A 20,791-nucleotide genomic window follows, 5' to 3' on the forward strand; every position below is an offset into this window, starting at 1 on the left:
GTGGCCGTGCGTCAGTCGGCGAGACCGCGCGCGTTGGGCACGCAGTGCGTCATCTGCAGGCCCGTGACGTCGCGAGGACCGTTGTTCCCGAGGTTGCTCAGGCGAGCGAGCTCGGACTCGGTGAACCGCTGGGTCGGCAGCGGCGCGAGGCCGCGGACGTCGTCGGCCGTGATGCCGAGGCCCTCACCGACGCGGGCACCGAGCTCGTCGTCGCACATGAGGAAGTGCCACACCATGCGCTCCTGGACGCCGCGGGAGGCCGCGCCGATGTTCGCGACGAGGTTCGCGACGAGGTCGTCCTTCTCCCACTGCTCCATGAGCTGGTAGCGCTGACCGGCCTGCGTGTAGTCGTTGCGGCGCTCCACCGGCTCGCGGACGAGGCGGCCGCGCAGCTCCGGGCCGATCTCCTCGTGGCGGTCGTGGATGTCCGACTCGACGAGCCCGCCGTCGTGCGAGGGCTCGTAGTTGATGTGCGGGTTGCCGGTGGGGTCCTGGTAGAACGCCATCTGGCCGTCGCGCTGGTTCGTGCGCACCGGGACCTTGGGGGCGTTGACCGGGACCTGGAGGTAGTTCGGGCCGACGCGGTAGCGCTGGGTGTCGGAGTAGGAGAACGTCCGCCCCACGAGCATCTTGTCGTCGGAGAACTCGAGGCCGTCGACGAGCACGCCCGTGCCGAACGCGATCTGCTCGTTCTGGGTGTGGTGGTCGGTGATGTTCTCGTTGAGGACCATCGTGCCGACCTTGAGCGGCGGGAACTCGTTCTCCGGCCAGACCTTGGTGTCGTCCAGCGGGTCGAAGTCGAGCTCGGGGTGCTCGTCGTCGCTCATGATCTGGACGAGGAGGTCCCACTTGGGGAAGTCACCACGCTCGATGGCCTCGTGCAGGTCGAGCGAGGCGTGCCCGGTGTCGTGCGCCTGGATCGCGGCGGCGTCCTCCTCGGTGAGGGAGCGCACGCCCTCGTGAGGCATCCAGTGGTACTTGACGAGGTGGCTGACGCCGTCGGCGTTGACCCAGCGATAGGTGTTGACGCCGAAGCCCTGCTGGTGGCGGTACGTCGCCGGGATGCCGCGCGGGGAGAAGAGGTTGACGAGCATGTGCATCGCCTCGGGCGTCTGCGACATGAAGTCGAAGATCCGTGCCGAGTCCTGACGGAACGTCACCGGGTCCGGCTTGAGAGCGTGGATGACGTCGGGGAACTTGATGGCGTCGCGGATGAAGAACACGCCGAGGTTGTTCCCCACCATGTCCCAGTTGCCGTCCTCCGTGTAGAACTTCACGGCGAACCCGCGGGGGTCGCGCGCGGTCTCGGAGGAGTCGCGGCCGCCGATGACCGTGGAGAACCGGATGGCGAGCGGCGTCCGCTTGCCGGCCTCGGAGAAGAGCTTGGCGCGGGTGTACTTCGCGATCGGCTCGTCGCCGAGCGTGCCGGTGGCCTCGAAGTAGCCGAACGCGACCTTGCCGCGGGCGTGGACGACGCGCTCCGGGATCCGCTCGCGGTCGAAGTGCGAGATCTTCTCGAGGAACTGGTAGTTCTCGAGCGTCGCGGGGCCGCGGGAGCCCACGGTGCGGGTGTCCTGGTTGTTCGCGACCGGGTGGCCCTGACGCGTGGTCAGCACCTCGCGCTCGTCGTGTCGTTCGGTCATCGGACGGTCCTCTCTGTCGTGACAGGTGCAGGTACGGGTGCAGGCGCTCCAGCCTCGTCGCCGGTGGAGGCCTGCGCGCACTGCGAGCACAGGCCCCAGTACGTCACCTCCGCGGTCTCGAGGGAGAATCCGTGGTCGTCCGCCGGGGTCATGCACGGCGGTGCGCCGACGGCGCAGTCGACGTCGCGCACGAGGCCGCAGGCGCGGCAGACGAGGTGGTGATGGTTGTCCCCCGTGCGCGCCTCGTACCGGGCCGGGTGCCCGGCGGGCTCGATGCGGCTCGCGAGGCCAGCGCGGGTGACGGCGTCGAGGCAGTCGTAGACGGCCTGGGTCGAGATGTCCCCGAGGCGGGCCCGGACGCGCTCGGCGACCGCAGCAGCAGTGAGGTGCTCCTCGCCCGTGCGGCCCTCGGTGAGGACCTCGAGCACCGCCGTCCGCTGCGCTGTGGCGCGCAGGCCGGCCGAGCGGAGCAGCGCAGGGGTGTGGGCCATGGCCTCACCCTCGCACCTTCTCTGGAACCAGTCAATTGTAGAACCGGGTGCGGTGCTCGGCCCGCGAGCGCCTCGCGGGGTGGCGAGGTACGCGCGGGGCGTCCTGGGTACCCTCACACCGAGGCCTCAGCGCGGGGGTACCGGGCCGAGGAGCGCGTTCGCCCAGGCTCCGTGGACGGACTCGTCGTCACTCGGGTGGAAGATGCCGGCGAGGACGTCGCGGTAGAGGCGGGAGAGCTCGGACCGGGTGAAGTACGAGGACCCGCCCGACACGCGCACGGCCTTCTCGACGACGTCCTTGGCCACCTCCGTCGCTCGCGACTTGATCGCGGAGAGCTGCGGCATCCACAGCGCCCCGCGGTCGACCCCGGCGTCGACGTCCCGGGCCGCCTGGGCGATCTGCGGGTAGATGCCGTCGAGCTGGATGGCCGCGTCGGCGAGCCGCCAGCGGATGTCCGGGTCATGGGCGTAGGGCGCGCCGCCGTTCTTCATCGAGCGGCGCCTGCCGACCGTCTCGACGGCGACGTCGATCGCCCGCTGCGCGATGCCCGTGTACACGGCGGCCAGCAGGATCTCGAAGCTCGCGAAGATGCCGAAGATGAACGGGTCCGCCGTCGGCCCCGGCGGGATGCGGCGCACGACGCGGTCCGCGGGGGCGTGGGCGCCCGTGAGGACTGTCGTGCACGACTGCGAGGCGCGCATGCCCATCGTGTCCCAGTCGTCCTTGACCTCCACGCCTCCACCGTCACGGGCGACGAAGCCCCACACCGAGCGTGGTCCGTCCTCGCCGCCCGGGTCGGTGCCGAAGGTGCCGAGCCGGGTCCACGCCGGGGACAGCGAGGTGAAGATCTTCGTGCCGTGGAAGGCGTAGCCGCCCTCGCCGTCGGGGCGCGCCTCGCTCGCCGAGCCGAAGAGGACGAGGTCGTTGCCGGCCTCGGAGACGCCGAAGGCGAAGATCTCGCCCGCAGCGGCCTCGGTGAGGACGAAGTCGGTCGAGGCGTCCCCGCGGTCGTGGACGTGCCGGGCCACGCTCACCCACACGTGGTGCATGTTGACCGCGAGCGCCGTGGCCGGCGAGGCGCCCGCGAGCCGCATCTGCTCGCGCGTCATCTCCTCGAGGCTGAGGCCGGCGCCGCCCAGCTCCGTCGGCACCATCGCGGTGAGGTACCCGGCGGCCACGAGGTCCTCGAGGTCCTCGGTGAAGAAGGAGTTGTCCCGGTCGTACCCGGCGGCGCGGCCGCGGATCCGCTCGAGGAGGTCGTCGGAGAGGATGGTCGTCGCGCCCACGGGTACCTCCGGTGCTGTGCTGGGATCGTCCTCCCGACACTAACCCCCGCCCCGACGTGGGCGGGCACCCGGCGGCAGGCGCGGAGCGGCCGCGGCGGCAGGCGCGGAACTACCGCGCGAGGCTCGGCGGCAGGTGCGGAGCGGCTGTGCTGAAGATCCGTCCGGCCCGGCCTGACGGATCCTCGGCACAGCGATTCCGGCAGCGGGCCGGCGGCGTCGTCAGCGCACCCGCCGGCTCTCCTCCGCGCGACCTCCCACGAGTCGCCAGACCCCGGCTAGGCTGGGGATTGAATCGAACCAAAGGAGGCTCCGTGCGTATCGCGCTCTTCGCCACGTGCATCGCCGACGTCCTGCTCCCGCAGGCGCCGACGGCCACGGTGCGCATCCTCGAACGCCTCGGTCACGAGGTCCACTTCCCGCAGGGGCAGGGCTGCTGCGGCCAGATGCACGTCAACACCGGTTACTACGCCGAGGCGATGCCCGTCATCCGCAACCACGTGCGCGCGTTCTCACCCGTCCTCGACGGCGAGTGGGACGCGATCGTCGCCCCGTCGGGCTCGTGCACCGGATCGGTCCGCCACCAGCACGCGATGGTCGCCCGCGCGAAGGGCGACGACGCCCTCGCGCGCCGGGCGGCCGACGTCGCGGCGAAGACCTACGACCTCACTGAGCTCCTCGTCGACGTACTCGGGCTGACCGACGTCGGGGCGTACTTCCCGCACTCCGTCACCTACCACCCGACGTGCCACTCGCTGCGGCTCCTCCACGTGGGCGACCGACCCCTGCGCCTCCTGCGCGCCGTCGCCGGGATCGACCTGCGCGAGCTGACCGAGGCCGAGGCGTGCTGCGGGTTCGGCGGGACGTTCTCGCTCAAGAACGCCGAGACGTCCACGGCGATGGTCGAGGAGAAGTCCCGGCACGTGCGCGCGACGGGCGCCGAGGTCCTCACCGCCGGTGACTACTCGTGCCTCATGAACATGGGCGGCAACCTCTCCCGCCAGGGCGCCGGGGTCCAGGTGGCGCACCTCGCCGAGATCCTCGCGAGCACCCGCGAGGAGCCGTGGGTGCCGCGGTTCATCCCGCAGCCGGCGGGCACCGGCGTACGGACCGAGCGGGCCGGGGGCGGGGCATGAGCACGTACCTCGGCATGCCGACGGTCCGGCCGCAGCCGCCCCGGACCCCGGAGTCCCCGCTGCGCTGGGGGCCCAGCTTCCCCGAGGCCGCGCACGAGACGCTGGCGAACACCCAGATGCGGGCCAACCTCAACCGGGCGACGCACACGATCCGCGACAAGCGCGCGGCCGTCGTCGCCGAGGTGCCGGACTGGGAGGAGCTGCGGGACGCCGGGAGCGCCATCAAGCACCAGGTGATGAGCACCCTGCCGGACCTCCTCGCCGAGCTCGAGGCGAACGTCACCGCCCACGGCGGGGTGGTCCACTGGGCCCGCGACGCGGCCGAGGCGAACCGGATCGTCACCGACCTCGTCCGCGCGACCGGCGCCCGCGACGTCGTCAAGGTCAAGTCGATGGCCACGCAGGAGATCGGCCTCAACGAGCACCTCGCCGCCGCGGGGATCACGGCGCTCGAGACGGACCTCGCCGAGCTCATCGTCCAGCTCGCCGGCGACATGCCCTCCCACATCCTCGTCCCGGCCATCCACCGCAACAGGGAGGAGATCCGCGAGATCTTCGCCGCCCGCATGGGCGAGGTGCCGCCCGACCTCACCGACGACCCCCGCGCCCTGGCCATGGCGGCCCGCGCCCACCTGCGCCGGGCGTTCCTCGGCGCGAAGGTCGCCGTATCGGGCGCGAACTTCGCCGTCGCGCAGACCGGCACGATCTCCGTCGTCGAGTCCGAGGGCAACGGCCGCATGTGCCTCACGCTCCCCGACACCCTCATCACCGTCATGGGGATCGAGAAGCTCGTCCCCGCCTTCCGGGACCTCGAGGTCTTCACACAGCTGCTCCCGCGCTCCTCCACCGGCGAGCGGATGAACCCGTACACGTCGCTGTGGACGGGTGTGACGCCGGGCGACGGGCCGCAGAGCTTCCACCTCGTCCTCCTCGACAACGGCCGCACCAAGGCCCTCGCCGACGACGTGGGCCGCTCCGCACTCAGCTGCATCCGCTGCTCGGCCTGCCTCAACGTGTGCCCGGTGTACGAGCACGCCGGCGGGCACGCCTACGGCAGCGTCTACCCCGGCCCCATCGGCGCGATCCTCACCCCCCAGCTCACGGGCATGGGCACGGGCGCGCCCGACCCCCACGACCCGGCGGCCTCCCTCCCGTTCGCGAGCTCCCTGTGCGGGGCCTGCTACGAGGTCTGCCCGGTCAAGATCGACATCCCGACGGCGCTCGTCCACCTGCGCAACCGGGCGGTCGAGGCCGAGGCGCGAGACCGCGCCGTCCCGACCGGGTGGGCCGTCGCCATGAAGGCACTGTCCCCGGTCATGGCCTCGGGCCGCCTCATGCGCTGGGGCGGGCGCGCCGCCCGCCTCGGCCGGCTCCTCGCGCGCGGCGAGCGGATCCGGTCGCTGCCGCTGCCGGTCGTCTCCGGGTGGATGACGTCCCGGGACGTGCCCGCCCCGCCCACGGAGAGCTTCCGCGACTGGTGGTCGCGCACCCACCCCGACCCGGCGGGCGGGCCGGGCGCCCGCTCCGAGCCGGCGGCCGGGTCGGGCGCCGAGGCCCCACCGCACGCACCGGGTGGACCTCGAGCGCCAGGCGCCGGTGCTGCCGGCAACGACGAGAGCGAGGCGCTGTGATGGACGCCCGCACCGCGATCCTCGCGCGCATCGCCGACGCCCTCGGCCGGTCCCAGCACGAGCCCGCACCCGACCCTCCGCGCGAGTACCGGACGCGCGCCGACCTCGCGCCCGGCTCCGCGGAGGTCGTCGGGCTCCTCGTCGACCGGCTCGTCGACTACCGGGCGTCCGTGCGGGAGTGCTCCGAGGACGACCTCGGCGCAGTCCTCGCCGAGCTGCTCTCCGACGACGCCTCCGTCGTCGTCCCCGTGAGCCTGCCGTGGACCGACGCCGTCACCGCCACCGGGGCGGAGGTGCGGCCGGACTCGCGCACGAGCGCCCTGCCGCACGCGGACCTCGCAGCGACGGACGCCGTCGTCACGGCGGCGCGAGTGGCCATCGCGGAGACCGGCACGATCGTCCTCGACGGCGAGCCCGACCAGGGACGCCGGGCGATCAGCCTCATCCCCGACCACCACGTGTGCGTCGTGCGGCGCGACCAGGTGGTCGGCTCGGTGCCGGAGGCCATCGCCGTCCTCGGGGAGGCGCCCGCGCGCCCGATGACGTGGATCTCCGGCCCGAGCGCCACCTCGGACATCGAGCTCGTGCGCGTCGAGGGCGTCCACGGCCCGCGCCGGCTCGACGTCGTCATCCTCGGCTGAGGCCCCGTTCTTGACCGAGGCGGCATGCTCGGGTGCTGTAGCCGAGAAGGGTCTCGTCATCCCGGTCACCAGCCTCCCTGAGGCCGCGATCCCGGCGCCGGCGGCCGGCTCACGGTTCCCGGTCGCTGCGCTGGCAACGACTCATGAGGCGGGTCTGCCATAATCACCGCTCGCAACGTTCGTACCTATCGAGAGAGACATGGACAGCGCCCATATAGCCACCCCCGTCCCGCCTGAGCACGACCGGCCTGGGACGGGGGCACCGCAGTCATGACCGTTCTCTCCCTCCTGCTCGGCGTCGTCGTCGTCCTCGCGATCACCGCGGTGACGGGCTACTTCGTGGCCCAGGAGTTCGCCTACATGGCGGTCGACCGCTCACGCCTGGGCGCCAAGGCCGCCGCTGGTGACGCCGTCGCGAAGCGGGCCCTTGCCGTCACGCGCCGCACGTCGTTCATGCTCTCGGGCGCCCAGCTCGGCATCACCGTGACCGGCCTGCTCGTCGGGTACGTCGCCGAACCGCTCATCGGGGAGTCGCTCGGCGAGCTCCTCGGCGGGGTGGGGGTGCCGACGGGCGTCGGGATCGCGGTCGGCACCGTGCTGGCGCTCGTCCTCTCCACCCTCGTCCAGATGCTCTTCGGCGAGCTGTTCCCGAAGAACCTCGCCATCTCCCGGCCCGAGCCGGTCGCGCGGTGGCTCTCGCGCTCGACCCTGATCTACCTCAAGCTGTTCGGCTGGCTCATCTGGGTCTTCGACCAGGCGTCGAACCTCCTGCTCCGCGCTCTGCGCATCGAGCCGGTCCACGACATCGAGCACTCCGCGACGGCCCGCGACCTCGAGCACATCGTCGCCGAGTCGCGCGAGAGCGGTGACCTCCCGGCGGAGCTGTCCATGCTCCTCGATCGCATCCTCGACTTCCCCAGCCGCGACGCCGAGCACGCGATGATCCCGCGCTCGCGGGTCGACACCGTCGACGCGACGACGACGCTCGACGACGTCCGTGCGCTCATGTCCACGGGGCACTCCCGCTACCCGGTCCTCGACACCGACGAACGCATCGTCGGCGTCGTCCACCTCGTCGACCTGCTCGCGACCGGGCTCGAGGGAGAGGCCGCGGTGACCGCGCTGTGCCGCCCCGCGCTCGTCATCCCCACCCTCATGCCGCTGCCGGACGCGCTCCTCGCGTTCGAGGAGAGCGAGAACCGGCTGGCGTGCGTCGTGGACGAGTACGGCGGCTTCGCCGGCGTGCTCACCCTCGAGGACCTGGCGGAGGAGCTCGTCGGGGAGATCACCGACGAGCACGACCCCGCGCAGCTAGACCTCCCCGTCGTCGAGGACGGCGCGTGGACGATGCCGGGCGACGTCCACATCGACGAGGTGGAGCGGACGATCAGCCACGACCTGCCGCGCGGGGACTACGAGACCATCGCCGGCCTCGTCATCGCCCACCACGGCGGGCTGCCACCGCTGGGCACCGTGCTGGAGGTGGAGCTCCCGTCGGACCCGGCGGACCTCGTCCGGCACGGCGTGCCGACGAGCCGGTGGGTCCGCATCGAGGTCCTCGAGATCGACCGCCACGTCCCCGCCCAGGTCCGCATCTCGATGCCCCAGACGACGCCCGACGCCAGCACGGAGGCCCAGCCGTGAGCAACCCCTGGGTGGTCGTCACCGTCACCGTCGCCATCATCGCCCTGAGCGCCTTCTTCGTGGCCGTCGAGTTCGCGCTCATCTCGGCCAAGCGTCACCGGCTCGAGGACGCGGCTGCCACGAGCCGCTCCGCGCGGGCCGCCCTGCGCAGCTCCTCGGAGCTGACGCTCCTGCTCGCCGGGTCCCAGCTCGGCATCACCGTGTGCACGCTCGCGCTCGGTGCCATCACCAAGCCCGCGGTGCACCACTGGCTCACCCCGGTGTTCGTCTCGTGGGGCCTGCCCGCGTGGGGTGCTGACGTGGCCGGGTTCGCGCTCGCCCTCGTCATCGTCACGTTCCTCCACCTCGTCGTCGGCGAGATGGCCCCGAAGTCGTGGGCGATCGCCCACCCGGAGCGGTCGGCGACCCTCCTCGCCCTCCCCATGCGCGCGTTCATGTGGGCGACCCGCCCGATCCTGCGGACGCTCAACGAGTCGGCGAACTGGTGCCTGCGGAAGGTGGGCGTCGAGCCCGCCGACCAGGTGGCCTCGGGCCAGAGCGCGGACGACCTGCGCCACCTCGTCCAGCACTCCGCCAACGTCGGCGCGCTCGACGCGAGCTACTCCGCGCAGCTCTCCGGCGCGCTCGAGCTGCAGACGCTCACCGTCCGTGACCTCGTCCGAGCCGGCTCGTCCCTGACGGCGGTGCCGGACGACGCCACCGTCGCGGACGTGCGCGCCGTCGCCCGCCGCTCGGGCCACCTCCGCCTCCTCGTCGGCGCCACCGACGCGGTGCACGGGGTCATCCACGTGCGGGACACCCTCACCGAGCCCGACGACAGCGCGGCAGCGCCACTCATGCGCCCGGTCTTCACGCTCGAGGCGACGACGACGGTCTACTCGGCGCTAGCGACGATGCGCGAGACCCGCAACCACCTCGCCGTCGTCCACGACGGCGACGCGGTGCTCGGCGTCGTCACGCTCGCCGACGTCCTGCGTCGCCTGCTGCCGCGCACCCCGGCCTCCGCGGGCTGACGGCACGCCCTCGCCGAGGGCGCACCGGCCCGCGGACGACGACGGCCGGCCCGCACGTGCGGGGCGGCCGTCGTCGTCCAGCCGGATCAGCACCGTGGCTGTGGTCCGACTGGCTCAGCGCGCCGGCCGCCCGTCGTCCAGCCGGCTCAGCGCGCCGGCCGCCGAGGACTCAGCCGGCGAGCCGACGCGCCACCGTCGCTGGGTCGCTCATCCGCAGGCGCGCGCCTCGTACTGCGCGACCGCCGTGGCGGCGCCCGACGTCGCGCGGACCTCCCCGGCCGGGACGGAGGCGAGGCGCGTGCTGAACGCCGTCGCCGCGCTCCGCTCGGCCCCGACCGTCACCGTCCGGTTCCCGTGGGCAGACGCGACGACCACCTCGGCGGGCACGCCGGACGTGTTCGTCACCCGCACGGTCTCGACGACCCGGCCCGCGACGCACCGCGTGTCCGCCACGACGGTGATGTCGGTGCCCGCGCGGAAGACGTAGTCGCCGGACCCGACCCGGAACCGCGCCGCGCCGTCGGCGGTACCGAGGGCCTCGACGCCGTCGGCCTCGCCCCCCTCGCGGACGACCTGGCCCTCCGCGACGGGCACCGAGACCTCCGCCGTCGTCCCGACCGGGACGTGGACGGTGAGCGTGAGCTCGTCGCCGTCCCGCTCCCACGCCACGTCGACGGGACCGTAGGGCGTCGTCGTGGACGCCGCCGCGTGCGTCATGCCGCCGACGAGCTGCGGCGCGACGGCGAAGCTGCGGTAGGCGGGCTCCAGGACCCGCAGCCCGGCGAGGTCTTCGTAGAACCAGTCGTCGATGGTCCCGCCGAGGAAGTAGTGGTTGCGCGAGCGGTAGTCGCCCCAGTGCTCCCACAGCGAGGTCGAGCCCTCGGCGAACCACCGGCCCCAGCTCGGGAAGTCGGTCTGCGTGGCGACCGTGTACGCGAGGTCGCCGTGCCCGTACTGCGTGAGGACCGGCAGGAGGTACTTCGTCCCGAGGACGCCCGTCCACAGGTGGCTGCCGCGGACCTCGACGATGTCACGGGCGAGGTTGTCCGCGACCGCCTGCTCCTCGCCGTCGGGCACGAGGCCGAACGCGAGCGCGAGGACGTTGTGGGTCTGGCGGTACCCGGTTGTGCCCGCCGCGGGTACGGCGTCGCGGTAGACCTGCCCCTGCGCGTCGTAGAACTTCGCGTTGAACGCGGCCGCGATCTCCGCCGCCTCGGCGCGCAGCGACTCGGCCTTCGCGTCATCCCCGAGCACCTCGGCCATGTCCGCGGCCGTCTGCGTCATGAGGTAGACGTACGCCGTGGCGGAGACGCGCATGTCCTCGGGCGGGTTGCCCACGGCGTCGGGCGGGAGGTAGTCGCCCAGGCCGGTCGAGGAGATGTTCCCGACGGCGGTCGCGTGCTCGAGCTCGACGTAGCGCACGATGCCCTCGTAGTGCTCGGCGAGGATGTCGGTGTCACCCGTGTACTCGTAGAGCCACCACGGGATGAGGACGTAGGCGGAGTGCCACGTGGGCGAGACCATGGCGTCGCCCCAGTTCCAGTCCGGGTCCGGCGCGATGAGGGCGGGGCGCCCCTGCTCGTCCCGTGAGTCGCTCACGTCGCCGAGCCACTTCCTGAGGAAGGCGTGGACGTCGAGGTTGCGCAGGAACAGCTCCGTGCCGAGCTGGGCGTCACCGGTCCACCCGTTCTTCTCGTACATCGGGGTGTCGGTGGGCAGGTGGTGGAAGTTGTTGAGCACCGTGACGATCGCCGCGTCGTGGATCGTGTCGAAGAGCTCGGTCGAGCTGGAGAACGACCCGGTCCGTGCGACGTCGGTGTGGAGCAGGCGCCCCTCGATGTCGTCGACCGTCGGCGCGTCCCCGGGCCAACCGGTGATCTCGACGTAGGCGAAGCCCTTGTAGGAGAAGCTCGGCTCCCACACCTCCGGCTCGCCCGTGCCGGCCAGGGTGTACCGGTCGGTCTGGAAGTCGCCGCCGCTGAAGCCCGAGGAGGAGTCGAGGTTGCCGTCGGCGAGGAGCCGCTCGCCGTAGCGCAGCTGCACCTGGGCGCCCGCCGGGCCCTCGACCGAGATCCGCGCCCAGCCGGCGACCTGGCGCGGCAGGTGCGCCACGTAGACGCCGGGGCTCGGCTCGGTGACCTGCGTGGGCGTCAGCGTCTCGACGATCCGGACGGGCGGCTGGGTCCGGGCGACGAGGTCACCCGTGGGGCCGGGGACCACGCGTGCGGCGTCCCAGCCGGCGTCGTCGTAGGCGGGGGCGTCGAACCCGGAGCGCTCGAGGCGGGCGTCGTAGACGTCGCCCTCGTACATCGAGTCGAACCGGGTGGGCCCGTCGGTCGTCGTCCAGGCCTCGTCGGTGACGACCTCGCGCACGGTCCCGTCGGCCATGACGATGCGCAGCACCGCGCGCACCGTCGGCTCCGCGTGCCAGGGGGCGGAGTCCCAGTTCCACGAGTTCGTCGTCGTCAGGCCGTAGAAGCCGCGACCGAGCTCAAGGCCGATCGCGTTGGCACCGGGCCGGAGGAGGTCCGTGACGTCGTGCACGGCGTACTGCACGCGGTCGGCGTAGTCGGTCGTGCCGACCGAGAGGACCTCGTCGGCGACGGGCTCGCCGTTGAGGGCGGCGTCGACGAGCCCGCCGGCCGCGATGTAGAGGCGGGCCGAGGCGACCTCGCCGTCGACCTCGAAGTCGGTCCGCAGGAGGGGCGCGGGCGCCTCGTCGGTGCCGATGACGACGTTGCGGCCCCAGTCGCCGCCACCGTAGGCGGCGTGGACGACGGCGGGCACCCACGCGTCGTCGTCGTGTCCGACCTCGGTCCAGCCCTCGGCCTCCTCGCGGGCCGTCACCCAGCTCGGGTCCGTCGCGAGCTCGGTGACGGTGCCGTCGGCGTAACGGAGGTAGATCTTGCCGAGGAGCCCGGCGGGGCTGGCGGCGCCGCTGGCGAAGTTCCGGTTGAAGGCGCTGACAGCGACGGTGTTCGTCCCGGGGACGACCTCGAGCGGGAACACCCGCGCCTCGCGCCAGGCCTCGCCCGAGGTCGAGGACGACCCGACGTAGGCGCCGTTGAGGTGGGCGCTGTAGCCGTCGTCGGCCGCGAGGAGGAGCTCGGCCGAGACGAGCCGGGACGCCGTGGAGACCTCGAACGTCCGGCGGAAGTAGCGCTCACCGGCGGGCGCGGTGGGCGCCGAGCCGTCGGGGAACCAGATCCACGACGCGCCCTCGAGGCTGAGCGTCGGGTCGACCGCCGGGGGCAGGGCGACGCCGCGCCCCCACGGACCGGTGCCGTACGCGCCGTGGCTCACGGTCGTCCGCCACGCCGCGTCGTCGAAGGAGGGCGGGGTCCAGCCGTCGACGAGCGCGTCATGGGTGCGCCACCCGGCGCCGGAGTCGACGAGGACGGTCGTGCCGTCGGTGAGGACGGCCCGGATGCGGGCGAGGACACCGGCGGGGCTGCGCGTGACGCCGTCGGCCTCCCACGCGTTGAACGCCTCGATGGCGAGGGTGGCCGTCCCGTCCTCGAGGTCGAGCGGGTACCGCTGGGCGGCCTGCCACGTGTGCGCGCCGGCCGGGTTCGTGCCGACGAGCTCGCCGTCCACGTAGGCGCGGTAGGTGTTGTCCGCGGTGATGAGCAGCTCGGCGGACTCCACCTCCGTACCCTCCGGGATGACGACGGACGTGCGGAAGTAGCGGTCGCCCGCGGGCGCGGCGGGCGCAGTGCCGTCGGGGAACCACATCCAGTGGGCGCCGTCGAGGTCGAGCGGCGCGACGCGCTGCGGCGGGAGCGCCCCGGAGATCCACTCCGACGGCGCCCAGTCCTCCTCCGGCAGCCCGGTCTCGAACCACGTGACGGGGCTCGCGACCAGGTCGGGGTGCACGTTCGTGCGCACCTCGACCGCCCAGTAGTAGCGCGTGGTCGGCGCGAGCTCGGGCCCGTCGTACGCGACGCCGAACGAGTCGCTCGCGGCGACGAGACCGCTGTCCCACACGTCCCCCTCACCGGCGGCGACCTCGTCGGCGGAAGTGCCGACGACGAGGCGGTAGTGGGTCTGGACGACGCCGCGGGCCTCGGAGGTGCTCACCCACGAGAACCGGGGGGCATCCGAGTCGACGCCGAGCGGCTCGGTGCGGTCGTCGACCTCGAGGTCGACGACGGCGAGCTCGTCCGCCTGGGCGGGCACCCCCGTCGCCACCGCGCCCGTGGCCGCGAGGAGCCCGGCCAGGAGGAGCCCGAACGCCCGCACGGGGCGACGCCGGCCCGAAGGTGCGCCCGATGTCCTGCTGTTCATGAGTGCCATCCGTTCGTCGTCGTCGTCGTCATCGTTGTCGTCGTCGTTCGTCCCGTCGGCCCCGGCTGCGCTGCCGGGGCCGAGGGGGCGAGGGGCGCCGGGCAGCAGGGTGCCCGGCGCCCCTCGTCGTCACCCGCAGGAGCGGGCCGCGTACGAGGCCGTCACTGCCGGGGCCGCACCGCTCGTCGCGGTCACCTCGCCCGCCGGCACGGAGGCGAGCCGGGAGCTGAACGTCACCGACACCGCCCGCTCCGGAGCCACCCTCACGGTCCGCGTGCCGTACGCCCCGGAGAGGACGACCTCCGCACCGACGTCGGCGGTGCTGGCCACCCGGACCACCTCGACGACCTTCCCCGCGACGCACCGCGTGTCGGCCGTGGCCGTGAGCACGGGCGCCTCCGGCGCCTCGACGGCGAACGTCGTGGTCCAGGTCGCGCCGCCGGGTCCGGTCACCGTGACGCTGCCGGTCCGGTCGGTGGCGCCGGCGTAGGTGTGCTCACCGGTGACCTCGTAGAGCGAGTTGCCGGCCTTGCCCGCCGCGGAGGTGCCGATGAGGACCCCCGCGCTCGTGGTGCCGTCGCCCCAGTCGATCGTCGCCGAGAGGTTCTCGACGCGAGCGGTCGGGGAGGCGATCGTCGCGACGCTGCCGGCGACGGTGAGGTCGTCGGGGGTGACGTCGTGGACGGTGCCCACGGCGGCCGTCGTCCAGGTGACGGTGGGGTCGGGCCAGAAGTTCGTGCCGGCGAACTGCCAGCGCGGCCCCTGGGCGGCGAGGCGGTCGAGGAAGGAGCGTGAGTCCGCCGTCAGCTCCTGCGGCGACCACGCGAGGTCGAGCAGCGCCGCCAGGCGCGGGAACACCTTGTGCTCGACGTCGACGATGCCGCCGGTGTTGTTCTCCCCCCAGGCCGGACCCTCGATGCCGATGATGTCCTCGTCCTGCAGGCCGTACTCCTCCTGCAGCGACACCCCGCGGTAGTCGTCGATGACGTTCGAGGGGTCCCAGTCATGGGTCGTGAACGCCGTGTGCTGGGGGTAGGGGTAGTCGAGGTAGGCCTTCGACGTCGGGGACAGGATGACGTCGTTACCGCCCTCGAACCACTCCGGCTCCATCTCGTAGCTCTGGTCACGCCAGTAGTGGTGGATCGAGGACTCGTCCAGGCCCGCCATGGGGACCGGGGTCCACCCGACCATCCGCAGGCCGTGGTCCATGACGATGCCCTCGACGAGCGTGATGAAGTCGATGTAGGGCTGGCCCGAGATCGACTCGTCCCCACCGATGTGGAACAGGTCGGTGTTGACCATGGGCGCGATCTCGCCGATGACGTCGTCGAGGAAGTCGGCGACGACCGGGCTCGTGGGGCACACCGTGTCGCTGCGCCCGCACGCGAGCTCGGGGTAGGCGGCGATCGCGGCGCTCGAGTGGCCCGGGACGTCGATCTCGGGGATGACGTCGATGTGGCGGGCGTCGGCGTAGGCGACGATCTGCGCGAACTGCTCCTGGGTGTAAAACCCCGCCTTCCCGCCGGGCATCGAGCGGGCCCCACCGACCTCGGCGAGACGGGGCCAGGACGTGATCTCGATGCGCCAGCCCTGGTCGTCCGAGAGATGCATGTGGAGGCGGCTCCCCTTCATCGCCGCCATGGCGTCGATGATGCCGAGCACGCCGTCGACCTCGATGAAGTTGCGGGCCGGATCGAGCATGACGCCGCGGTGCGCGAAGCGCGGGTAGTCGGCGATCTCGGTCGCCTCGACCTCCCACGGCCCCGGACGCACGACGTCGCCCGCGATGTGCGCGGGAAGGAGCTGCAGCAGCGTCCGGGTGCCGTTGAAGAGGCCGTGCGTGGTCACCGCACCGATGCGGACGCCGTCAGCGTCCGCGACCAGGGTGTACCCCTCGTCGACGGCGAGGTCGCCCGTGCCTGGCGCCTCATCGGCACCGAGGACGAGCGCGATGTCCCCCGCGCCCGGCTCGGCGGCGACGACGGGGACGTCGAAGCCGGTCGCGGGCCGCAGGTCGGCGGCGAGGAGCTCCGCCTCCGCAAGCCCCTCCCCACCACCCGGGACGACGATCCGTGCGCCCTCGTCCAGGACGAACGGCGCGCCGCCCAGCGGGGTGACCGAGACCGGGATGGGCAGGATCTCCCCGCCCGGCGCCGCAGGCGCCTGCGGCCCGGACCAGACCTCGAAGTCCCAGAGGGAGTACCCGAACGGCGTCGCCGTCGCGCGCCCCTGCATCCGGACGAAGGAGACGGGCTCCTGCAGGCCGAGGACGTACTCGGTGCGCCCGGCGGCCGGGCCGGTGACCTCACGCACCGTCGTCCACTCGGCGCCGTCGGCGGAGACCTGGATCTCGAACCGCGCCGGACGCGCCGTCTCCCAGTTGAGGACGACGCTCCACACAGGTGAGGGCTCGGCGAGCTCGACCTGGAACCAGTCGTTGCGCGGGTCGTGCGTGCTCGGGGGCGGTTCCGCCGGGTTGGTCCGGGCGTAGTCCGACCCCCAGCGCGTCCCGGACTGGCCGTCGACAGCGTTGGCGGCCGCGAATCGTTCCGGTGCACCGGTGTAGACGCTCGCTGCGCTCGCCGTGCCCGTCCGGGCGACGTCGGCGCCGTACTCCCAGCCCGTGGGGTCGGGTTCCTCGACCGGGTCGGCCACGTCCCAGACCTCGAAGGCGAAGAGCGAGTAGCCCCAGGGTGAGGCCTGGCGGCCCTGCATCCGGACGAAGCTGACCGGGTCCGTGCGGTCGATGACGACCTCCTGGCGGCCCTGGTGGCCGGCGAGCGCGGCGACGGTCTCCCACGTCTCGCCGTCGTCGGAGACCTGCAGCTCGAACTGGCGCGCGTAGGCGGCCTCCCAGTCGAAGACCACCTTGTGGACCGGGCTCGGCTCGGCGAGCTCGATCTGGATCCAGTCGTTCGTCGGGTCGTGGTCGCTGTGCGGGTAGCCCGGCTCCTCGTCGCCGTGGGTGTAGTCCGAGCCCCAGCGGGTGGCGGGGTTGCCGTCGTTGGCGTGCGCTGCGGCGAACCGCGCCGGGTCGGGGAACTCCGACGCTGCGGTGGCGGTGCCCAGCAGCGCGACGTCACGCGGGGTCACCTCCTCCGCGACGGCCGCCGTCCCCGCGCTCAGCGCGGCCGGCCCGATCAACGCCAAGGAGCCGAGGACGCCGAGCGCCCACCGACTGATCGACCTGCGTGCCATGGGAGTAGTCCTCTCGTTCACCCGTGCGCGCACCTCGGCGGGCGGGATCCGGCCGGAGGAGGCTCCGGCGGCGGTGGACCGGGCGGGTCGAGGCGAACCCTGAATGGATTCAGTACGGCAGGTCGGCAAACTATCGGAAGGTCTAGACCACCGTCAATGGTCCAGCCACGATCCGGACAGCACTCCCCAGCGGCGCTCCGCACGTCCCGGGTGCCGCCAGGCTCGGCCCGGGGTCGACGACCGCAGCGACGACGACCCCGCTCCCTCATGGCCCTTTCGGCCTGGCAAGCGCGTGCGGAGGCGGTCGCCCGCGCCTACGGCCAGAGGGTGCGGTGCGCACGCTCCCACGCGCCGCCGTCCGGCACCGGCTCGTAGCGCCGCACCTCGGACGACGCGGCCGCGACCTCCCGGAGCCGTCCGAGGTCTCCGGCGAGGGCCCCGGTCGCCCGCGCCTGGACGAGCAGGTTGCCGAGCGCCGCGCCCTCCGCGGGCCCGGCGACGACAGGGAGGCCTGTCGCGTCCGCCGTCAGCTGGCACAGCACCGCGTTGCGCGCGCCACCGCCGACGACGTGGATGACGCGGACGTCCCGCCCAGCGAGGCCGGCGGCCTCGTCCACCGCCCGGCGGTAGGCGAGCGCGAGGGAGTCGAGGATGCACCGCACCGTCTCGGCGCGGCTGCCCGGCGGGCGCTGCCCCGTGCGGCCAGCAGCCTGGGCGATGCGCTCGGTCATGTCGCCGGGCGGCAGGAACGCCGGGTCGTCGATGTCGACGACGCACCGCAGCGCCGGCACGTCGCGCGCGGCCGCGAGCAGCTCGACGAGGTCCGCGGGCTCGCCGCGCTCCCGCCACGTCCGCAGGCACTCCTGGAGCACCCACAGCCCCATGACGTTGCGCAGGAACCGGACGGTGCGGTCGACGCCGAGCTCGTTGGTGAAGTTCGCGGCGCGCGCCCCCTCGGACAGGACCGGGTCGGCGAGCTCGAGGCCGACGAGCGACCACGTGCCGGAGGAGATGTAGGCGAAGTCGCCCTCGGCCGCCGGGACGGCGACGACCGCGGAGGCCGTGTCGTGCGACCCGACGGCGATGAGCGGGGCGCCGGACGCCCCGACGGCGTCCGCGACAGCGGGGCGCAGCTCCCCGATGACGGCGCCGGGCTCGACGAGCTCGGGCAGGAGGCGCGTCACCGGGACGGCGAACTCACGCTCGAGGTCCACCGCCGTGGTCGCCGACCAGGTGCGGGCGCGGACGTCGAGCAGGCCGGTCGTCGAGGCGTTCGTCACCTCGGCGACCTGCGCGCCGGTCAGCCAGTACCCGAGAAGGTCAGGGACGAGGAGGAGGCTCCGTGCGGCTGCGAGCTGCGCGGAGCCGGCGGCCGCGACGAGCTGGAAGATCGTGTTGAAGGGCTGGACCTGCAGCCCTGCCCGCGCGAACAGGTCGCGGGCAGGGAGCCGCGCGAAGACGCGATCGGGTGCGCCCGCCGTACGGGTGTCGCGGTAGTGGACGGGGTTGCCCAGGAGCGCGCCGTCGGCGTCGAGCAGCCCGTAGTCGACCGCCCACGTGTCGATGCCGACGCCGGCGAGCGGCCCGTGCTCCCGCTCGGCCCGGGCGAGCCCCTCGAGCACCGACCCGTACAGCCCGAGGACGTCCCAGTGGAGCGTCTGGCCCGCGCCGCCCGCGACGGCGACGGGCCGGTTCGCGAAGCGCCCGACCTCGTGGACCCGCACCCGCCCGCCGTCGAGCCGCCCGACGATGACCCGTCCGCTGGAGGCCCCGAGGTCGACGGCGGCGAACGCGGCACCCATGGTCAGCCCTCCCGGCGGCGGTCGTCCACGCACCAGCCGGTGCGCTGGCACCGAACCCCTGAAACGATTCGGCGTGTCCCGTAGTATGAAACGATTCAGGCGTGCTCGATGAGATTAAGGTCAGCCGCTGCGGCTGTCAAGCACGCCACGACGCACCGCATCGATGAAAGGTCTTTGAGATGAGCGACGACAGGCACGGTGGCCACCGCGCCACGATCGCCGACGTCGCGCGCCGGGCGGCGGTGTCCGTGGGGACCGTCTCGAACGTCCTCAACCGCCCGGACCGCGTCGCCCCCGCGACGCTGAGCCGCGTCCGCGCCGCGATCGAGGAGCTGGACTTCGTCCGCAACGCCTCGGCCCGCCAGCTCCGCGAGGGGCGCGTGCGCGCGGTCGGCGCAGTCGTCCTCGACATCGCCAACCCCTTCTTCACCGAGATGTCCCGGGGCATCGAGGACCGCCTCTCCCGCGACGACTACACGCTCATGCTGTGCAGCTCGGACGAGGACCCGGGCCGGGAGGCGCGCTACCTCCAGCTCTTCGCCGAGCAGGGCGTCGAGGGGATCCTCGTCACGCCCTCACGCCGGACCCTGGACAACCTCGCCCGCATCCGCAAGCGCGGCACCGACGTCGTCCTCCTCGACCACATGAGCCCGCTCGACGACCTCGCCTCCGTCGCCGTCGACGACGTGGCCGGGGGGCGCCTAGCTGTCGACCACCTCCTAACCCACGGACACCGGCGGATCGGCTTCCTCAACGGGCCGCTGAGCATCCGCCAGTGCGTCGACCGCCGCGACGGCGTCGTCGCCGGGCTGCTCGCCGCGGGCCTCGACCCGGAGGAGCACCTCGTCGAGGTGGGGATGGACTCCCTCAACGCCAACAGCGGCGCGAAGGCGATGGACGACCTCCTCTCGGCGCCCGGTCCACGGCCGACGGCGACGTTTTGCGTCAACGACCTCACGGCCCTCGGCGCGATGCGTCGGCTGCGTCAGCTCTCCATCTCGGTCCCCGACCAGATGGCGGTCGTCGGCTACGACGACGTCCAGTTCGCCGCCGAGCTCACCACCCCGCTCACGTCCGTGCGCCAGCCGATGCACGAGATCGGGTGGACGGCGGCGGACCTCCTGCTCAACAAGGGCGACGGCGCCCCCCACGTCGTCTTCCAGCCCACGCTCGTCGTGCGCGGGTCCAGCTCCCCCGCCTGAGACGCCGTACCCTGGGGCGGGCGCCGTCCGCGCCGCACGCGGTGAGGAGAGCTGGGCATGGTCGAGGGGACGTCCACCGACGAGCTGGCTGAGCCCGGTGACCAGCCGGGGCTCTTCGAGCTCCCGCCCGGTGCCCGGCAGGCCAGTGCCCGCATCGTCCTCATCACCGGTCCGTCCGGCTCGGGCAAGACCTCGCTCACACGCCGCCTCGGCCTGCCGGTCGTCTCGCTCGACGACTTCTACCTCGACGGCGACCATCCGGACCTGCCGCGCCGGTACGGGATCGTCGACTGGGACAGCCCGCGCAGCTGGGACCACGCCGGCGCGATGGCAGCGCTCCTCGACCTCGCCCGCACCGGGCGCGCCGAGGTGCCCGTCTACGACATCCCCACCAACCGACGCACGACGACGACCGTCCTCGACACCGGCGGCTCCCCGCTCGTCATCGCCGAGGGGATCTTCGCCGCCGAGCTCGTCGCGGACTGCCGCGAGCAGGACATCCTCGCCGACGCCCTGTGCATCTGGCGCCCCCGGGCGCAGACGTTCTGGTTCCGGCTCATGCGCGACCTCGGCGAGGCGCGCAAGCCGCCCCTCACCCTCATGCGCCGGGGGGCGAGCCTCGCGCGCAACGAGCCGGCGATGGTCGCCGCCCTCACGGCCAAGGGCACCCGCAAGATCCGGGTCGTCGAGGCCGAGGCCCACATCCGCGCGCTGCTCACCGCGCGCTGAGGGGAGCCCGGCCGGGATCACGGAGCCGGCTCAGTCCCGTCACGAGTTGATCACTATGGGCCCCCGGCCCACGGCGCCGGGTTACGTTCC

At 73.0% G+C, this 20,791-nt stretch carries 13 protein-coding genes; 7 read left to right on the forward strand and 6 right to left on the reverse strand.

The window, feature by feature from the left end:
* Nucleotides 1–11: 11 nt before the first annotated feature.
* From V2J63_RS00865 to V2J63_RS00875, 3 genes are all read right to left on the reverse strand, one after another.
* Nucleotides 12–1,643, reverse strand: coding sequence for a catalase (locus tag V2J63_RS00865; protein WP_331229090.1), 1,632 nt, complete (start codon nucleotides 1,641–1,643; stop codon nucleotides 12–14).
* Nucleotides 1,640–2,134, reverse strand: a complete 495-nt coding sequence (locus V2J63_RS00870; RefSeq protein WP_331229091.1) for a Fur family transcriptional regulator — start codon at nucleotides 2,132–2,134, stop codon at nucleotides 1,640–1,642. Before V2J63_RS00870 ends, V2J63_RS00865 begins: the two co-directional genes overlap by 4 nt.
* 126 nt (nucleotides 2,135–2,260) lie before the next feature.
* Nucleotides 2,261–3,421, reverse strand: a complete 1,161-nt coding sequence (locus tag V2J63_RS00875; protein WP_331229092.1) for an acyl-CoA dehydrogenase family protein — start codon at nucleotides 3,419–3,421, stop codon at nucleotides 2,261–2,263.
* A 311-nt stretch (nucleotides 3,422–3,732) separates the two neighbouring features.
* On the opposite strand from V2J63_RS00875, the gene V2J63_RS00880 reads away from it, so the two are divergent.
* The 5 genes from V2J63_RS00880 (at nucleotide 3,733) to V2J63_RS00900 (ending at nucleotide 9,483) form a co-directional block, all read left to right on the forward strand.
* Nucleotides 3,733–4,554, forward strand: a complete 822-nt coding sequence (locus tag V2J63_RS00880) for a (Fe-S)-binding protein (protein ID WP_331229093.1) — start codon at nucleotides 3,733–3,735, stop codon at nucleotides 4,552–4,554.
* Nucleotides 4,551–6,185: a LutB/LldF family L-lactate oxidation iron-sulfur protein gene (locus V2J63_RS00885; protein ID WP_331229094.1), complete on the forward strand. Its 1,635-nt coding sequence runs from the start codon at nucleotides 4,551–4,553 to the stop codon at nucleotides 6,183–6,185. The genes V2J63_RS00880 and V2J63_RS00885 overlap by 4 nt, the downstream gene beginning before the upstream one ends.
* Nucleotides 6,185–6,826, forward strand: coding sequence for a LutC/YkgG family protein (locus V2J63_RS00890; RefSeq protein WP_331229095.1), 642 nt, complete (start codon nucleotides 6,185–6,187; stop codon nucleotides 6,824–6,826). The genes V2J63_RS00885 and V2J63_RS00890 overlap by 1 nt, the downstream gene beginning before the upstream one ends.
* A 270-nt stretch (nucleotides 6,827–7,096) precedes the next feature.
* Nucleotides 7,097–8,470 carry a hemolysin family protein gene (locus V2J63_RS00895; protein ID WP_331229096.1) on the forward strand — a complete coding sequence of 458 codons (1,374 nt, stop codon included), beginning with the start codon at nucleotides 7,097–7,099 and terminating at the stop codon, nucleotides 8,468–8,470.
* Entirely contained in the window at nucleotides 8,467–9,483 is a 1,017-nt protein-coding gene (locus V2J63_RS00900; protein ID WP_331229097.1) for a hemolysin family protein, read from the forward strand. Before V2J63_RS00895 ends, V2J63_RS00900 begins: the two co-directional genes overlap by 4 nt.
* Before the next feature lie 207 nt (nucleotides 9,484–9,690).
* On the opposite strand, the gene V2J63_RS00905 is transcribed toward V2J63_RS00900, so the two are convergent.
* The 3 genes from V2J63_RS00905 to V2J63_RS00915 all read right to left on the reverse strand — a co-directional run bounded on the left by V2J63_RS00905 (nucleotide 9,691) and on the right by V2J63_RS00915 (nucleotide 18,770).
* The gene (locus tag V2J63_RS00905; RefSeq protein WP_331229098.1) at nucleotides 9,691–13,770 is read right to left on the reverse strand and encodes a family 78 glycoside hydrolase catalytic domain; all 4,080 of its coding nucleotides are present in this window, start codon (nucleotides 13,768–13,770) and stop codon (nucleotides 9,691–9,693) included.
* 129 nt (nucleotides 13,771–13,899) lie between these two features.
* On the reverse strand, nucleotides 13,900–16,968 hold the full coding sequence (locus V2J63_RS00910; protein WP_331229099.1) for a family 20 glycosylhydrolase: 3,069 nt from the start codon (nucleotides 16,966–16,968) through the stop codon (nucleotides 13,900–13,902).
* A 314-nt stretch (nucleotides 16,969–17,282) separates the two neighbouring features.
* Nucleotides 17,283–18,770: a rhamnulokinase gene (locus V2J63_RS00915; RefSeq protein ID WP_331229100.1), complete on the reverse strand. Its 1,488-nt coding sequence runs from the start codon at nucleotides 18,768–18,770 to the stop codon at nucleotides 17,283–17,285.
* Nucleotides 18,771–18,949: 179 nt separating this feature from the next.
* Here V2J63_RS00915 and V2J63_RS00920 point away from each other — a divergent pair, with 179 nt between their 5' ends.
* Both V2J63_RS00920 and V2J63_RS00925 read left to right on the forward strand, forming a co-directional pair.
* A complete protein-coding gene (locus V2J63_RS00920) occupies nucleotides 18,950–19,972 on the forward strand; it encodes a LacI family DNA-binding transcriptional regulator (protein ID WP_331229101.1) in 1,023 nt (340 codons plus the stop codon).
* A 57-nt stretch (nucleotides 19,973–20,029) separates the two neighbouring features.
* Nucleotides 20,030–20,701, forward strand: a complete 672-nt coding sequence (locus V2J63_RS00925; protein ID WP_331229102.1) for a uridine kinase family protein — start codon at nucleotides 20,030–20,032, stop codon at nucleotides 20,699–20,701.
* Nucleotides 20,702–20,791 lie beyond the last annotated feature (90 nt).

It is taken from the genome of Georgenia wangjunii (assembly GCF_036421975.1).
In the GTDB taxonomy this organism is placed as follows: Bacteria; Actinomycetota; Actinomycetes; order Actinomycetales; family Actinomycetaceae; genus Georgenia_A; species Georgenia_A wangjunii.

What these genes read in the sequence shown, in the direction of transcription:
- V2J63_RS00890 (WP_331229095.1), top strand. Translation starts at nt 6,185, where the DNA reads ATGGACGCCCGCACCGCGATCCTCGCGCGCATCGCCGACGCCCTCGGC.
- V2J63_RS00865 (WP_331229090.1), bottom strand. Translation starts at nt 1,643, where the DNA reads ATGACCGAACGACACGACGAGCGCGAGGTGCTGACCACGCGTCAGGGC.
- V2J63_RS00915 (WP_331229100.1), bottom strand. Translation starts at nt 18,770, where the DNA reads ATGGGTGCCGCGTTCGCCGCCGTCGACCTCGGGGCCTCCAGCGGACGG.
- V2J63_RS00925 (WP_331229102.1), top strand. Translation starts at nt 20,030, where the DNA reads ATGGTCGAGGGGACGTCCACCGACGAGCTGGCTGAGCCCGGTGACCAG.
- V2J63_RS00920 (WP_331229101.1), top strand. Translation starts at nt 18,950, where the DNA reads ATGAGCGACGACAGGCACGGTGGCCACCGCGCCACGATCGCCGACGTC.
- V2J63_RS00905 (WP_331229098.1), bottom strand. Translation starts at nt 13,770, where the DNA reads ATGAACAGCAGGACATCGGGCGCACCTTCGGGCCGGCGTCGCCCCGTG.
- V2J63_RS00870 (WP_331229091.1), bottom strand. Translation starts at nt 2,134, where the DNA reads ATGGCCCACACCCCTGCGCTGCTCCGCTCGGCCGGCCTGCGCGCCACA.
- V2J63_RS00895 (WP_331229096.1), top strand. Translation starts at nt 7,097, where the DNA reads ATGACCGTTCTCTCCCTCCTGCTCGGCGTCGTCGTCGTCCTCGCGATC.
- V2J63_RS00910 (WP_331229099.1), bottom strand. Translation starts at nt 16,968, where the DNA reads ATGGCACGCAGGTCGATCAGTCGGTGGGCGCTCGGCGTCCTCGGCTCC.
- V2J63_RS00885 (WP_331229094.1), top strand. Translation starts at nt 4,551, where the DNA reads ATGAGCACGTACCTCGGCATGCCGACGGTCCGGCCGCAGCCGCCCCGG.